This is a genomic window from Roseomonas acroporae (assembly GCF_023223525.1).
In the GTDB taxonomy this organism is placed as follows: Bacteria; Pseudomonadota; Alphaproteobacteria; order Acetobacterales; family Acetobacteraceae; genus Roseomonas_E; species Roseomonas_E acroporae.
Genome location: NZ_JALPRX010000091.1, coordinates 21,454 through 35,908, shown reverse-complemented (window position 1 = coordinate 35,908; position 14,455 = coordinate 21,454). Strand labels below are relative to the sequence as shown.

The window sequence follows — 14,455 nt, the reverse complement described above, 5'->3', positions numbered from 1 at the left end:
TCGGCCTCCGCGTCGCGCCGGCCCCCAGGCACGACGCCGGTTCCGCTAAGGACGCATCCTCAATTCGGGGTATGAAAAGGCGGCCCGAATGGATGGATCCTCGATCCCCGTCCGCCTATCGGGCCGCGTCCGGCAGGCGACCCTTCTCCGCTGTTCCGTTCCGGTTGCGCGGCGGGATGCGGTCGGCCCCCGGCGGTGGAAAAGCCCATGCCCTTTCCGATGAAGAGCGATACCCCTCTGCCCGTCGACACCCGGCCCGCCGCTAACGACGAGCCGGGCCGGGCGGGCGGCGCCCAGCGCGTCGCCGTCGACCTGACCCGCATCCCCATGCTCGCGGATCTCGGCACGGCGGCACTGGAGGCGCTCGCGCAGCACGGCCACTCGCGCCCCTACGAGGCCGGCGCGGTGCTGGTGGACTTCGGCGACCCCACCGACGACGTCTTCTTCATCATCGAGGGCAGCGTCCGCGTCATCGTCCGCACCGCCTCGGGGCAGGAGGTGATCCTCAACGACCTCGGTGCCGGCGACTTCTTCGGCGAGCTGGCGGCGATCGACGGCGCGCCGCGATCGGCCAACGTCACCGCCCTGCACCGCTCCCGCGTCTGCCTGGTGCGCGGCGCGGCCTTCCTCGACTTCACGCTGCGCACCCCGGCCTTCGCCCACCGGCTGCTGCGCTTCTTCTCCGAACGGCTGCGCGGCAAGGACGAGCGCCTGCTGGAGCTCGCGGTCCTGCCCGTCCGCTACCGCCTCTATGCGGAGCTGCTGCGCCTGTCGCGCGAGCGGGAGGGCGGCGGCCGCATCATCTCCCCGCCGCCCGCGCACCACATCCTGGCCGCGCGGATCGGCACCCGCCGCGAGGCCGTGTCGCGCGAGCTGTCGCAGATGTCCCGCGCCGGCCTGATCGTCGCCAGCCGGCGCTCGATCGTGCTGCTGCAGCCGTCGGTGCTGCGCGCCGCCGTGGATGCGCACCTGCGGGGCGACACCGGCAACTGAACGGCCGGAGATCCCCGGGAAGCCGCCCGTCCGGGCCAGCGGGCCGGCCACCGGCCGGCCGCCAGGCCGAACACCGGCCGCCGACCGTCCCCAGGGAACCGGCCGGCCCGGTCACCGCCCCGAGGGCGTCCCCCCGCGCCGTTCCTCAGCGCCCGACGCCGCGGATCAGCCCGAGCGTGACGGCGATCAGCCGCGCCGCCGTCAGTCCCGCGAGCCCGCCCGGGTCCTTCTCCGGCACGAATTCCACGAAGCAGGCGCCGACGATGCGCGACCGCGCGGCCACGGCGTGGAACAGGTCGAGCATGTCGTCGTAGCCCGGCCCGCCCGGCGTCGGCATCGCCACCGCGGGCATCACCACCGGGTCCATCCCGTCGAAGTCCACGGCGATCAGGCAGTCGCCGCCTTCCGGCAGCAGCGCCGCGACCGCCTCCATCCCCATCCGCCGCGCCTCGCGCGCCGTGACGATGCGCGAGCCCCAGCCCCGGGCATCCTCGGTCTGGTCGGCGGTGCCGCTGCCGAGGCCGCGTATGCCCACCTGCACCATCCCGGTCACCCAGGGATTCTCCGCCGCGCGGCGCATGGTGCTGCCGTAGCCGTAGGGGTTGCCCTTGATGGCGTCGCCCCAGTCCACATGCGCGTCCACCTGGAGGATGGTGAGCGGCCCGCGCCCCTCGTAGGCGCGGAACACCGGGATCGGCACGGAGTCGTCGCCGCCGATCACCACCGGCACCGCGCCCGCCGCCAGCACCTGCCGCACCGCCGCCTCGATGCGCGCCCGGTTCCCCTCGGCGTCCGACGGGTCGGTCTCCACGTCGCCGCAGTCGACGATGCCGCGCGTGCCGGCCTCCTTCCCCACCAGCGTCGCGCCGAGGTCGAAGTCGAGTTGCTGGAGCTGGTAGGCCCAGCTCTCCGTGGCCCGGCGCAGCGCGCCCGGCGCCCCGGCGGAATGGCTGGACTGCCCGGCCGCGTAGGGAGAGGCGTGCGACGCGCCGAGCACGGCGACCGCGACGCCGTCGAGCTCGTCGAGGCGCCGCGTCGGCATGCGCGCGAAGGAGGGTCGAGGCGTCGGCTCGGTCATGTCCGCAAGGCTCCTGCTGGTTCGCTCCGCCGGCCGGGGCACCCGGCCCCTTCGACCCGCCCACCGCGGACGGCGCCGGTCGGGAACGGCCCGCCCCGGTCGGTCCCCCCCCCCGCGGGAGGGGGCCGGAACCCGGACGGTCCATCCCGGCCGGCAACGATGGCTGCTTCGACGTGCCGGCCCGTTCCGGGTTCCCTGCCCCACCCGCGCCGTCACCGCATGGGCCCTCCGCGCCCGGAATCGCTTGGAGCGGGCCGGCGATGGCCCTAGAAGTGAATGGCCGGGCGGCGTCCACGTCCCGCCCACCGGGCGGCCATGCCGCCTCTCTCCGACCCAGGAACAACACGTTGGAACTCAGCCCCGAGCAGCGCGGTGCCGCAGAGGCGTGCGGCTGCGTCATGCTTCCCGCGACCGACGACCAGATCGCGCGCCTGACCATGCAGCGCCGCATCTTCTCCGTCGACGGCCGCCCCTGCCTCATCACCCGCCACGGCAGCGGCTTCTACGAGACCCACGGCACGCTGTCGGCGATCCTCGCCGCCGCGCCGCACCGGACCACCGCCCGCAACGCGGCCGAGGCCCCGCCGGCCTTCGCGCCGGAACCCTCGCCGCGCGCCGAGGCGGCCGAGGCCGAGGCCGAGGCCGCCGCCGACCTGCTCGCCGAGGTCGAGGCGAGCGGCGGCAACGAAGGCAGCAAGGTGCGCATGATCAAGCGCCGCACCAGCCAGCCCCGCACGCCGCGCTGGAGCAATGCCGGGGCGGAGCGGCGCGGCCGCATGAAGTGATGCGCCGGGCCGTAACCGCCGCCACCCCGGGCCGCCCGGGCGTGGCAGCGGCATGCCCCGCCCGGCGGCGCCATCGCGCCCGCCCGTCGGGCCGCCTCCCCGGCACGGCCGGCCGCGCCGCGCCGCGCCTGCCGGCGCCGCGCCGCACCCAGCCCTCCCGCTTCGCCGCCCGCCCCGGCCCAGGCGCCGCCCGCCCCGCCTGAACCCACGCCCCGCCGGTGCCGCCCCCACCCGCCCATCCTCCATTGGCCCAGGCCCCATCGGCCCAGGCCCCACCCGCCGAGGCCCTCGCCGGCCTCGTCGAGCGCGTCACCTTCCACAGCCCGGAAACCGGCTTCTGCGTGCTGCGGCTCAAGGCGCGCGGCCACCGGGACGTCGTCACCCTGGTCGGCCACGCCGCCGCCATCGCCGCCGGCGAGTTCGTGCAGGCCAGCGGCGCCTGGGTGAACGACCGCAGCCACGGCCTGCAATTCCGCGCCGCCTTCCTCAAGGCGATGCCCCCCACCACGATCGAGGGCATCGAGCGCTACCTCGGCTCCGGCATGATCCGTGGCATCGGCCCGGTCTACGCCAGGCGCCTCGTCGCCGGCTTCGGCGAGAACGTGTTCGACCTGATCGAGCAGCAGCCCGAGCGCCTGCGCGAGGTCGCCGGCATCGGCCCCAAGCGCGCGGCGCGCATCATCGCCGGCTGGGCCGAGCAGAAGGCGGTGCGCGAGATCATGCTGTTCCTGCACGCGCACGGCGTCGGCACCTCGCGCGCCGTGCGCATCCACCGCACCTACGGCGCCGCCGCCATCGCGACGATCACCGAGAACCCCTACCGCCTCGCGCGAGACATACGCGGCATCGGCTTCCGCACCGCCGACCAGATCGCCCGCCGCCTCGGCATCCCGCCCGACGCGGAGATCCGCCTGCGCGCCGGCCTCTCCTTCGCGCTGGCCGAGGCCATGGACCAGGGCCATTGCGGCCTGCCCCGCGACGAGCTGCTCGAACAGACCGCCACCCTCATCGAGATCCCGCCCCCCGCCATCGAGCCCGCGCTGCGCCTCGAACTCGATTCCGGCGAGCTGATCGCCGACACGCTCGCCGACCGCCCCTGCGTCTTCCTCGCCGGCCTCTACCGCGCCGAGCAGGAGATCGCCGAGCGCCTGCGCCGCCTCGCCGTCACCGCGCCGCCCTGGCCCATGATCGATGCCGACAAGGCCCTCCCCTGGGTCGAATCCCGCACCGGCCTCGCCCTCGCCGGGAGCCAGCGCGAGGCCGTCCGCCTCGCGCTGCGCACGCGCTGCCTCGTCGTCACCGGCGGCCCCGGTGTCGGCAAGACCGCGCTGGTGAATTCGATCCTGCGCATCCTCGCCGCCAAGAAGGTCGAGGTCGCGCTCTGCGCCCCCACCGGCCGCGCCGCCAAGCGCCTCTCGGAAAGCACCGGCCTCGAGGCCCGCACCATCCACCGCCTGCTGGAAACGGATGCGAAGACCGGCGGCTTCCGCCGCAACGAGCAGAGCCCGCTCGCCTGCGACCTGCTCGTGGTGGACGAGACCAGCATGGTCGACGTCCCGCTGATGCGCGCGCTGCTGCGCGCCCTGCCCGACCACGCCGCGCTGCTCCTGGTCGGCGACATGGACCAGCTTCCCAGCGTCGGCCCCGGCCAGGTGCTGGCCGACATCATCAACGCGGGCACCATCCCCACCGTCCGGCTCACCGAGGTCTTCCGCCAGGCCGCCACCAGCCGCGTCGTCACCAACGCCCACCGCATCAACCAGGGCCGCATGCCCGAGCTCGCCGCCACCCCGGATTCCGACTTCTTCTTCGTCGAGGCCGCCGAGCCCGAGGACGCCCTCACCCTGCTCCTCACCATGGTCCGCGAGCGCATCCCCGCCCGCTTCGGCCTCGACCCGGTGCGCGACATCCAGGTGCTCTGCCCGATGAACCGCGGCGGCCTCGGCGCCCGCTCCCTCAACGCGGAATTGCAGCGCGCGCTCAACCCGTCCGGCGAGCCCCGCATCGAACGCTTCGGCTGGACCTACGCCCCCGGCGACAAGGTGATGCAGACCGAGAACGACTACGACCGCGAGGTCTACAACGGCGATCTCGGCGTCATCACCCGGATCGACCCGGACGAGGGCGAGCTCGCCGTCAGCTTCGACGGCCGCGAGGTGGTCTACGCCTTCGGCGAGCTGGACGAGCTCTCCCTCGCCTACGCCACCACCATCCACAAGTCGCAGGGCTCGGAATACCCGGCCGTGGTGATCCCGCTCGTCACCCAGCACTACGCGATGCTCCAGCGCAACCTGCTCTACACGGGCGTCACGCGCGGGAAGAGGCTGGTGGTGCTGGTCGGGCAGAAGCGGGCGCTGGGGCTGGCGGTCAGGAACGGGGATGCGCGGTTCAGGTGGTCGAAGCTGCGGGAGTGGCTGGCGAATCCGGGCCGCTGAAGGGAGTTCGGCGGGCGGGCCGTCCCGCCGGCCGAAGCGGCGGCGGGATGGGCCTTCTCCGCCCCGGTCAAACGGGCTCTTATCGCCGCCACGACGCCAGGCATGAAGAAGGGGGGGAAAGGTCGGGCGGCATCAACCGCCACCTGCCGGCATCGGCACCGCCGGGGTGGGGTTCAGGAGGGCTGAATGCGACGTCGCAGCGTGCTCGGCGGGCTTGCCGCCACCCCCCTCGCGGCAATGCCCGGCACTCCCGCCCTGGCGCAGGGGGCCGCCGCCCGCACCCTGCGCGTGGTGCCGCAGGCCAACCTCACCAGCCTCGACCCGGTCTGGACCACGGCGGTCGTCACGCGCGTGCATGCCTACATGGTCTACGACCAGCTCGTCGCGATGGACGAGGGCTTCACGCCGCGGCCGCAGATGGTGGAAGGCTGGACCACGGAGGATGACGGGAAACGCTGGGTCTTCACCCTGCGCGAAGGCCTGCGCTTCCATGACGGCGAGAAGGTGCTGGCCCGCGACTGCGTCGCCTCGATCCGCCGCTGGTGGGTGCGCGACACGGTGGCGCAGCTCCTCGCCGCCCGCACCGACTCGCTGACGGCGCTGGACGACCGGCGCTTCGAGCTGCGCCTGAAGCTGCCCTTTCCGACGCTGCTCGCCGCCCTCGGCAAGGCGAGCCCCTCGCCGCTCTTCATCATGCCGGCGCGGCTGGCCGCCACAGACCCGTTCCAGCAGGTGGCCGATCCCACCGGCTCCGGCCCCTTCCGCTTCCTGCGGGATGAATGGAACCCCGGCTCCCGTGCCGTCTGGGCCAGGTTCGACGGCTACGTGCCGCGTCAGGAGCCGGTCTCCGGCACGGCCGGCGGCAAGCAGGCGCGGGTGAGCCGCGTGGAATGGTCGATCCAGACCGATCCCGCCACGGCGGCCAACGCGCTGATCGCGGGCGAGCAGGACTACTGGGAATATCCGCTGCACGACCTGCTGCCGCTGCTGCGGGGCAGCCGGGGCGTGGTGGTGGCGCAGCGGCTCAGCCAGGGCACCTATGGCTGCCTGCGCATGAACCACATCCAGCCGCCCTTCGACGACCCGGCCGTGCGCCGGGCCCTCGCCATGGCGGTGGACCAGCGGGACTACCTGCGTGCCGTGGCCGGCGACGAGCCGGGCGGCTGGGAGGTCTGCGAGGGCTTCTACACCTGCCACTCGCCGCTCGCGACCGAGGCCGGCAACGCCATCCTGCGCACCCGCAGCGTCGAGCGCGGCAGGGCGGCGCTGGCCCGCACCGGCTACAGGGGCGAGAAGGTCGTGCTGATGGCGCCGGCCGACTATCCGCAGATCAACGCCTTGTCCCTGGTGACGGCCGACCTGCTGCAGCGCCTGGGCTTCAACCTGGAGCTGGTCTCGACCGACTGGGGCACGGTGATCCAGCGCCGGGTCAGCCGCGAGCCGGTGGAACGCGGCGGCTGGAGCGTGATCCACACCACCTGGGCCGGCAGCGACGTGCTGAATCCGGCCATTCACCAGTATGTCCGCGCCAACGGCCGCAACGCCTGGTTCGGCTGGCCCGACGACCCGACGATCGAGCGCCTGCGCAGCGAGTGGTTCGACGCGCCGGACGCGGCCGCGCAGAAGCAACTCGCCGAGGCGATCCAGCTCCGTGCCTTCGAGGTCCTGCCCTACGTCCCGCTCGGCTTCTACTGGCAGCCCTCCGCCTGGCGGCAGAACGTGACGGGCACGTTCCGGGCACCGATCACGGCCTACTGGAACGTCGGGAAGGGGTAGGAGGCGCCGGGTGGCCGCCTGCGCGGGCCCCGGCGCTCCCGCGCCGCCGGACGGGGTGGCCGTCGCGGTGGCGCGGCGGGCGCAGGGGCCGGCCGGACCGCCCCGCGAAGGGACGACCCGGCCGGAAGCTCACTCCTCCAGCGGCCTGCCGGCCGTCTCGTGCGCCGCGATCAGCGCCGCGCCCGTGATGGCCAGGGCGGCGGGCCCGACCTTCAGGCGAAGGCCGGCTGCGGCGATGCCGTGAAGAAGCGATCCCGGGTGACGAGACGGTCCATGCCCATCTCCGCGACGGAATTGATGCCGAGCATCGCCATGTCGCGGCTGACCTCGGTCGTCAGCAGGTCGATGCCGTGGCGCACCCCGGCCAGGCCGCCGATGGCGGCGGCGTAGGCGAAAGGCCGCCCGACGAAGACGAAGCACGCCCCGAGCGCCAGGGCCTTGAGGATGTCGGTGCCGCGTCGGATGCCGCTGTCCAGCATCACGGGCACCGCGCCGCCGACCGCCGCCACGACCTCCGGTAGGACGCGCAACGGCGCCACCGTGCCGTCGAGCTGCCGGCCGCCATGGTTGGAGACGATGATCCCGTCCGCGCCGCCGTCGCGGGCCCGGCGCGCATCGTCGCCGCGCAGGATCCCCTTGACGACCAGCCGCCCCTGCCAGCGGCGACGGACCTGCTCGACATGCGCCCAGCTCAGATGGTCGCGGGCGCCGAATTCGCGCACGATGTTGCGGGCCACGATGGGTGCGCCGCGCTCGGCGTAGGAATTCTCGAAGTGCGGCATGCCGTGCCGCGCCAGCGTGCGCAGGAAGGTGCCGAGCGTCCAGCGCGGCCGCACCAGCCCGTCCCACGCCAGCCGCGCGCCCGGCCGCAGCGGCGTCGAGAAGCCGGCCCGGATGTTGTTCTCGCGGTTCGCCATGACGGGCGTGTCCACGGTCAGGACGAGGGTCCCGTAGCCGGCGGCCGCGACGCGGTCGACCAGCCGCGCGATGCGCCCGGGCTCGGGCGGCAGGTAGGCCTGGAACCAGGCCCGTGGATTGACCTCGACGATCTCCTCCAGCCGGATCAGCGAGGAGCCGCTCATGATCATGGGGATGTTCATGGCGGCCGCGGCCTGCGCCAGCACGAGGTCGCCCCGATAGGCGACCAGCGCGCTCAGCCCCATCGGCGCGATGCCGAACGGGGCCGCGTACTCCTGGCCGAACAGGGGCGTGGCGGTGCTGCGCCCGGAGACGTCCGTCAGCACGCCGGGCCGGAAGGACAGCGCCGCGAAGGCGTCGCGGTTGGCGCGGAGCGAGCTGTCCGTCTCCACGCCGCCCGAGACATAGGCGAAGACCGGCCGCGGCAGGTGCCGCCGCGCGGCGGCGGCAAAGTCGTCCAGCGACAGGATGCGCCCGAGGCGGCGCGACGGCTTGGGCGGACTCACGTTGATGGACATGGTGGTTCGGGTCTTCCGCCGGCTGGCGCCGGTGAGGTTGCGGGATCGACCGGGCGCCGTCCGGCAGCCGCCGGGAGCCGGGCCGCGCGGCTCATTCGCGCCAGGGATGCTCCGCCCACAGCTTCTGGTACTGCTCGCGCAATGCGACCAGCTCGGCCTTGAAGGCGTCGGGGGCCAGGAAGCGCAGCGGCAGTGCCTGCTGCGCCGCGAGCTGGCGGAATTCCGGGTTCGCGACCGCGTCCCGCACCGCGTTGGACAGCCGGTCGAGCACCGGCCCGGGCAGGCCGGCGGGCGCGCCGACGCCGCGCATCGAGCCCTCCAGGATGTCGAAGCCCTGCTCGCGGAAGGTCGGCACGTCCGGCGCCTGCTCCCAGCGGCGTTCGCTCATCTGGCCCAGGGCGCGCGCCGCGCCGCTCTGCAGGTCGGCGAAGCCCTCGGAGACGTTGAGCGAGGCGACGGTGATCTGCCCGCCGAGCAGCGCGTTGCGTACCGTGGCGGCGCCGGAGAAGGGCACATGGGTGAGCTTGACGCCGGCCTGCCGCTCGAAGGCCAGCGCGGCGAGATGGTCGTCCGAGCCGATTCCGGAGGTGCCGTAGGTGACCGCCTCCGGGTTGGCGCGGGCATGCGCGACGAGGTCGGCGAGGCTGCGGAACGGGCTGTTCGCCAGCACGAAGAACCCGCCGGGATCGTCGATCACGTTGGCGATCAGCGAGAAGTCCTCCAGCCGGTAGCGCGCGCGGCGCTCGATCGGGATGGTGACGAGGTTGGGCGTGTTGATGAAGCCGATCGTGTAGCCGTCCGGCCGTGCCCGGGCGAGTTCGGTGAAGCCGATCTCGCCGCCCGCGCCGGCCCGGTTGTTCACCACCACCGGCTGCCCGAGCGAAGCCGCCATGTATCGCGCCAGCATCCGCGCGACCACGTCGGTGCCGCCGCCGGGCGGGTATGCGACGATCATGGCGATCGCCCGATCGGGGTAGTCGGCGGCGCCGGCGCGGCGCGCATAGGCAGCGAGGGAAAGGGAGGCGCAGGTCGAAAGCAGGTGACGGCGGTGCATGGGCGATCCTCATCCGTCGCCGACGATGCGGCGACGGCCCTGACGGTTCCTGGCGAAAAGGCCGACCGGCAGGTCGGCAACGTATCGGTCGGCCGGAGCCGTTCCGACCTGAACGGTCGGACCGGAACGGCTCCGGCCTTCGACTCGGCGCATCTTCCGGGATGCCGGGCGAGTACGCCCGGCCTGGAAATGCCCTAGCTCCCCTCGGCCATCTTCTGCTCGATCGCGTCGAGGGCCGCCTGGAAGTCCCTGGGGACGACGCCGTTGAAATGGTCCTTGAGGCCGAGCGACGCCTTCCAGTGCAGGCGCTTGGCGATCGCCTGCGCCATGAGCGGCTCGATGCCGGCATCCGCGACCGCCTCGGCCGACATGTCCAGCTCCTCGGCGCGCCGCTTGGCATGAATGGCGCCGGACGGCAGGAGGCTGTGGACGGTGTCCATCCACGGCCGCGCCAGGGTCTTCGACGCGGAGGCCAGCACGGTGTCGGCGATTCCGTAACGGCGGGCGGCGAGCAGCATCTCGTCGTGCAGCGCCTCGATCCCCTTGATGAGCACGGAGCGCAGGATCTTGATGCCGGAAGCGGTGCCGAGCGTCGGACCGACGAAGGCGATCTGCATTCCCCAGGGAACCAGCAGGTCCCGGACGCGCTCGCCGGCGGGGCCGCTCGACAGCATGCCCATGGAGTAGCCGAGCAGCGGCGTGCCCTCGATCGAGCCGTCGCCGAGCAGGGCGCCGGTCGCGGCCAGCCGCTCCGCGACGCCCGTCTTGATCTTCGGGGTCGCGGAGGCGAAATCGGCGAAGACGTGGCGCCCGCTCAGGCAGGGAGCGAACGCGGCGGCGCTCTCCAGGGAGGCGGAGCCCGGCGTCACGCTGATGATGACGTCCGCGGCATCCGCGAGCTCCTGGTTCGAGCGGACCAGCCGGACACCGGCCTGCCTGGCCCGCTCCTGGATGAGCTCGGCATAGGGTCCGTCGAAGGCGTACTTGTCGTAGGCGGCGACGGACCGCAGCCCGGCGCCGCGCAGGCCCGCACCCACCGTGCTGCCGATCTCGCCATAGCCGACGAGACCGAACCTGAACTGCTGCCCCTCACTCATCGACATCTCCTCCTCTCGAGAGCTTCGCCATACGACCGCCGGTCCATCCCGCCGCGGGCCGGCCTCGACCGGGGCGGCCGGCAGGAACGGCGCGCGGCCGGCCGCGGCAGGCCGAACCGGCTGCGCGCACCGTTCGCCCGATCGCCACGCCCCCGATCGCCATGCCCCGCCTCCCCCTCATTCCTTGAGGACCAGCAGCAGATCCTTCGCCTCGACGGCGCGGCCGACGCGGGTGGTGATCTCGCCCACCACCCCATCCCGCGTCGCCTGGATCCGCATCTCCATCTTCATCGCCTCGATCGTGAGCAGCGTGTCGCCGGGTCGCACCGGGTCGCCCTCGCGCACCGCGATGGTGGAGATGGTGCCGGGCATCGGCGCGCCGACATGGGCGGGGTTGCCGTCATCGGCCTTGCGCGCCGCCTCGGTCGTGACGGCGGCGGAGCGGTCGCGGATCCGGATCAGGCGTGGCTGGCCGTTCAGCTCGAAGAAGACCGGCACCAGCCCGTCCTCGTCCGCCTCGCCGATGGCCTGGAGCTGGACGACCAGCGTCTTGCCCGGCTCGATCTCCACCGGGATCTCCTCGCCCACCGCCATGCCGTAGAAGAAGACCGGCGTCGGCAGCGCCGAGACCGGACCGTACTTGCGCGCCGCCGCGTCGAAATCCGCGAACACCTTCGGGTACATCAGGTAGGAGGCGAATTCCCGATCGCCCAGCGCGTGGCCGCAGCGCGCCTCGGCCGCCGCGCGCTCCGCGGCGAGGTCGGCCGGCGGCATCAGCGCGCCGGGCCGCTCGGTGATCGGCGCCTCGCCCTTCAGCACCTTGGCCTGCAGGGCGGGCGGCCAGCCGCCGAGCGGTTGGCCCATGTCGCCGCGCAGCATCTCCACGACGGAGGCGGGGAAGGTGATGTCGCGCGCCGGGTCGAGCACGTCCGCGGGCGTCAGCTCCTGCGAGACCATCATCAGCGCGAGGTCGCCCACCACCTTGGAGGAAGGCGTGACCTTGACGATGTCGCCGAGCAGGTCGTTGGCGGCGCGGTAGGTGCGCGCCACCTCGTGCCAGCGCGTCTCCAGCCCGAGCGAGCGCGCCTGCTCCTTGAGGTTGGTGAACTGCCCGCCCGGCATCTCGTGCAGGTAGACCTCGGAGGCGCCGGACTTCAGGTCGCTCTCGAAGGCCGCGTACTGGGTCCGCGCCGCCTCCCAGTAGAAGCTGATCCGCCGGATCGCGTCCGGGTCGAGGCCCGTCGCCCGCCCGTCGTGGCGCAGCGCCTCGACCAGCGAGCCGAGGCAGGGCTGCGAGGTCTGGCCGGACATCGCGTCGATCGCCGCGTCGGCCGCGTCCACCCCGGCCTCCACCGCGGCCAGCACGGTCGCGGCGGAGATGCCGGAGGTGTCGTGGGTGTGCAGATGGACCGGCAGCCCCACCGCCTCGCGCAGCGCCTTCACCAGCACCCGCGCCGCCGAGGGGCGCAGCAGCCCGCCCATGTCCTTGATCGCCAGGATGTGGCAGCCCGCCTTCTCCAGCGCCTTCGCCATGTCGACGTAGTAGGAAAGCGAGTACTTCGCCCGGTCCGGGTCCTGGATGTCGCCGGCGTAGCAGATGGCGCCCTCGGCCAGCTTGCCCTGCTCGCACACCGCGTCGATGGCGACGCGCATGTTCTCCACCCAGTTCAGGCAGTCGAACACGCGGAACAGGTCGATGCCGCCCTTCGCGGCCTCGGCGATGAAGTGGCGGACCACGTTGTCCGGATAGTTGGTGTAGCCGACGCCGTTGGCGCCGCGCAGCAGCATCTGCAGCAGCAGGTTCGGCATGCGGGCGCGCAGCAGCGCCAGCCGCTCCCACGGGTCCTCGTTGAGGAAGCGCATCGCGACGTCGAAGGTGGCGCCGCCCCAGCATTCCACCGAGAGGAGCTGCGGCAGCCCCTCCGCATAGGCCTCGGCGACGCCGGCGATGTCGTGGGTGCGGAAGCGCGTGGCCAGCAGCGACTGGTGCGCGTCGCGCATGGTGGTGTCGGTCAGCAGCAGCCGCTTCTGGTCGCGCATCCAGGCGCCGAAGGCGACGGGGCCGATCGCGTCGAGCAGCGGCCTGGTGCCGGGGAAGCGGCTTCCGTCCGGTGCCTCCAGCGCCAGGGAGGCGGGCGCGAATTGCGGCGCGACCGGCACGCGCGCATGCGCGGGCGGCTTCGGCCGGCCCTTCACCTCGGGGTGGCCGTTCACCGTGACGTCGGCGACGTAGGTCAGCAGCCGCGTGGCGCGGTCCTGCCGCCGGCCGGTCTGGAACAGCTCCGGCGTCTCGTCGATGAAGCGCGTGGTGTAGTCGTCGGCCCGGAATTTCGGGTGGGTCATGATCGCTTCGAGGAAGGGCAGGTTGGTCGCCACCCCCCGGATCCGGTACTCGCGCAGCGCCCGGTCCATGCGCGCGATCGCCTCCTGCGGCGTGGGCGCCCAGGCCGTGACCTTCTCCAGCATCGGGTCGTAGAAGCGCGTCACCACCGCGCCGGAATAGGCGGTGCCGCCGTCGACGCGGATGCCGAAGCCGAAGGCGCCGCGATAGGCGGTGATGCGGCCGTAGTCGGGGACGAAGCCGTTCTCGGGGTTCTCCGTCGTGATGCGGCACTGCAGGGCGTGGCCGTCCAGCGTGATGCGGTCCTGCGGCGGGATGCCGGTCTCCTCCAGCACGCCGAGACGGCCGCCCTCGGCGATGCGGATCTGCGCCTTGACGATGTCGAGCCCGGTGACGACCTCGGTGACGGTGTGCTCGACCTGGATGCGCGGGTTGACCTCGATGAAGTAGAAGGCGCCGGTGTCGGCGTCCATCAGGAACTCGACCGTGCCGGCGCCCTGGTAGCGGGTCGCGCGGCCGATCCTGAGCGCCGCCTCGCACAGCGCCGCGCGCGTCGCCTCGTCGAGATAGGGGGCCGGCGCCCGCTCCACCACCTTCTGGTGCCGGCGCTGGATCGAGCAGTCGCGCTCGAACAGGTGGACGAGGTTGCCGTGCGAGTCGCCGAGCAGCTGCACCTCGACGTGCCGGGCGCGCCGCACCAGCTTCTCCAGGTACACCTCGTCCTTGCCGAAGGCGGACTTCGCCTCGCGCCGGGCGGATTCCACCGCGCCGAGCAGCTCCTCCTCGCGCTCGATCGGCCGCATGCCGCGGCCGCCGCCGCCCCAGGAGGCCTTTAGCATCACCGGATAGCCGATCGCGGCGGCGAGGCGCTTCACCTCCTCCGGGTCGTCGGGCAGCGGGTCGGTCGCGGGCATCACCGGCACGCCGACCGAGATGGCGAGGTTGCGCGCCGCCACCTTGTTGCCCAGCGTGCGCATCGTGTCCGGGCGCGGGCCGATGAAGATGATGCCGGCCTCGGCGCAGGCCTCGGCGAATTCCGGGCTCTCGGAGAGGAAGCCGTAGCCGGGATGGATCGCGTCCACCCCGGCCTGCCGCGCCGCGCGAACCACCTCCTCGATCGAGAGGTAGGCGGCGAGCGGCCCCCTGCCCTGGCCGATCAGGTAGGCCTCGTCCGCCTTGAAGCGATGCAGCGAGAGCTTGTCCTCCGCCGCGTAGATCGCGACCGTCCGGATGCCCATCTCGGCCGCCGCCCGGAAGACGCGGATCGCGATCTCCGAGCGGTTGGCGACCATGATCCGACTGATCCTGCCTTGCACACCTTCCTCCTCGCGGGTCGTAATCCCGCCGCGTCCCTTGCTCGCACGCCGGGCCGCGGCCGCCTCCGATCGATCCTGATTCAATACGAATGACCGCGCCCGCAGCACCCCGCCGTCAAGGGCGTCGGCGCCACGGGGACACGG

Annotated in this window: 9 protein-coding genes; 4 read left to right on the top strand and 5 right to left on the bottom strand. The window is 73.1% G+C overall.

From position 1 onward, the window contains the following. Positions 1-207: 207 nt before the first annotated feature. On the top strand, positions 208-993 hold the full coding sequence (locus M0638_RS19800; protein ID WP_248668738.1) for a Crp/Fnr family transcriptional regulator: 786 nt from the start codon (positions 208-210) through the stop codon (positions 991-993). A gap of 145 nt (positions 994-1,138) precedes the next feature. Here M0638_RS19800 and M0638_RS19795 read toward each other — a convergent pair whose 3' ends face one another. Beyond that, positions 1,139-2,071, bottom strand: coding sequence for an arginase family protein (locus M0638_RS19795; RefSeq protein ID WP_248668737.1), 933 nt, complete (start codon positions 2,069-2,071; stop codon positions 1,139-1,141). 347 nt (positions 2,072-2,418) lie between these two features. Between M0638_RS19795 and M0638_RS19790 the strand changes: the two genes are divergently transcribed. The 3 genes from M0638_RS19790 to M0638_RS19780 all read left to right on the top strand — a co-directional run bounded on the left by M0638_RS19790 (position 2,419) and on the right by M0638_RS19780 (position 7,067). After that, positions 2,419-2,856: a hypothetical protein gene (locus M0638_RS19790; RefSeq protein WP_248668736.1), complete on the top strand. Its 438-nt coding sequence runs from the start codon at positions 2,419-2,421 to the stop codon at positions 2,854-2,856. 245 nt (positions 2,857-3,101) lie between these two features. Further along, on the top strand, positions 3,102-5,291 hold the full coding sequence (gene recD2, locus M0638_RS19785; RefSeq protein WP_248668735.1) for an SF1B family DNA helicase RecD2: 2,190 nt from the start codon (positions 3,102-3,104) through the stop codon (positions 5,289-5,291). A gap of 186 nt (positions 5,292-5,477) precedes the next feature. Beyond that, positions 5,478-7,067 (top strand): ABC transporter substrate-binding protein, encoded by a 1,590-nt coding sequence (locus M0638_RS19780; protein WP_248668734.1) that lies wholly within the window; start codon positions 5,478-5,480, stop codon positions 7,065-7,067. 212 nt (positions 7,068-7,279) lie between these two features. Here the strand turns inward: M0638_RS19780 and M0638_RS19775 are convergent, their stop codons facing one another. The 4 genes from M0638_RS19775 to pyc all read right to left on the bottom strand — a co-directional run bounded on the left by M0638_RS19775 (position 7,280) and on the right by pyc (position 14,311). Further along, positions 7,280-8,503 (bottom strand): alpha-hydroxy acid oxidase, encoded by a 1,224-nt coding sequence (locus tag M0638_RS19775; protein ID WP_248668733.1) that lies wholly within the window; start codon positions 8,501-8,503, stop codon positions 7,280-7,282. Between the two features lie 91 nt (positions 8,504-8,594). Then, complete coding sequence (locus tag M0638_RS19770) at positions 8,595-9,557, bottom strand: tripartite tricarboxylate transporter substrate binding protein (protein ID WP_248668732.1); 963 nt, start codon at positions 9,555-9,557, stop codon at positions 8,595-8,597. Between the two features lie 194 nt (positions 9,558-9,751). Continuing rightward, positions 9,752-10,654, bottom strand: coding sequence for a DUF1932 domain-containing protein (locus M0638_RS19765; protein WP_248668731.1), 903 nt, complete (start codon positions 10,652-10,654; stop codon positions 9,752-9,754). Positions 10,655-10,831: 177 nt separating this feature from the next. Continuing rightward, positions 10,832-14,311 carry a pyruvate carboxylase gene (pyc, locus tag M0638_RS19760; protein WP_345893053.1) on the bottom strand — a complete coding sequence of 1,160 codons (3,480 nt, stop codon included), beginning with the start codon at positions 14,309-14,311 and terminating at the stop codon, positions 10,832-10,834. Between the last annotated feature and the right edge of the window lie 144 nt (positions 14,312-14,455).

Bases quoted from the DNA above. Each gene is read 5' to 3' on its own strand.
- M0638_RS19765 (WP_248668731.1), bottom strand. From the start codon at position 10,654: ATGAGTGAGGGGCAGCAGTTCAGGTTCGGTCTCGTCGGCTATGGCGAG.
- M0638_RS19770 (WP_248668732.1), bottom strand. From the start codon at position 9,557: ATGCACCGCCGTCACCTGCTTTCGACCTGCGCCTCCCTTTCCCTCGCT.
- M0638_RS19780 (WP_248668734.1), top strand. From the start codon at position 5,478: ATGCGACGTCGCAGCGTGCTCGGCGGGCTTGCCGCCACCCCCCTCGCG.
- M0638_RS19795 (WP_248668737.1), bottom strand. From the start codon at position 2,071: ATGACCGAGCCGACGCCTCGACCCTCCTTCGCGCGCATGCCGACGCGG.
- M0638_RS19800 (WP_248668738.1), top strand. From the start codon at position 208: ATGCCCTTTCCGATGAAGAGCGATACCCCTCTGCCCGTCGACACCCGG.
- M0638_RS19775 (WP_248668733.1), bottom strand. From the start codon at position 8,503: ATGTCCATCAACGTGAGTCCGCCCAAGCCGTCGCGCCGCCTCGGGCGC.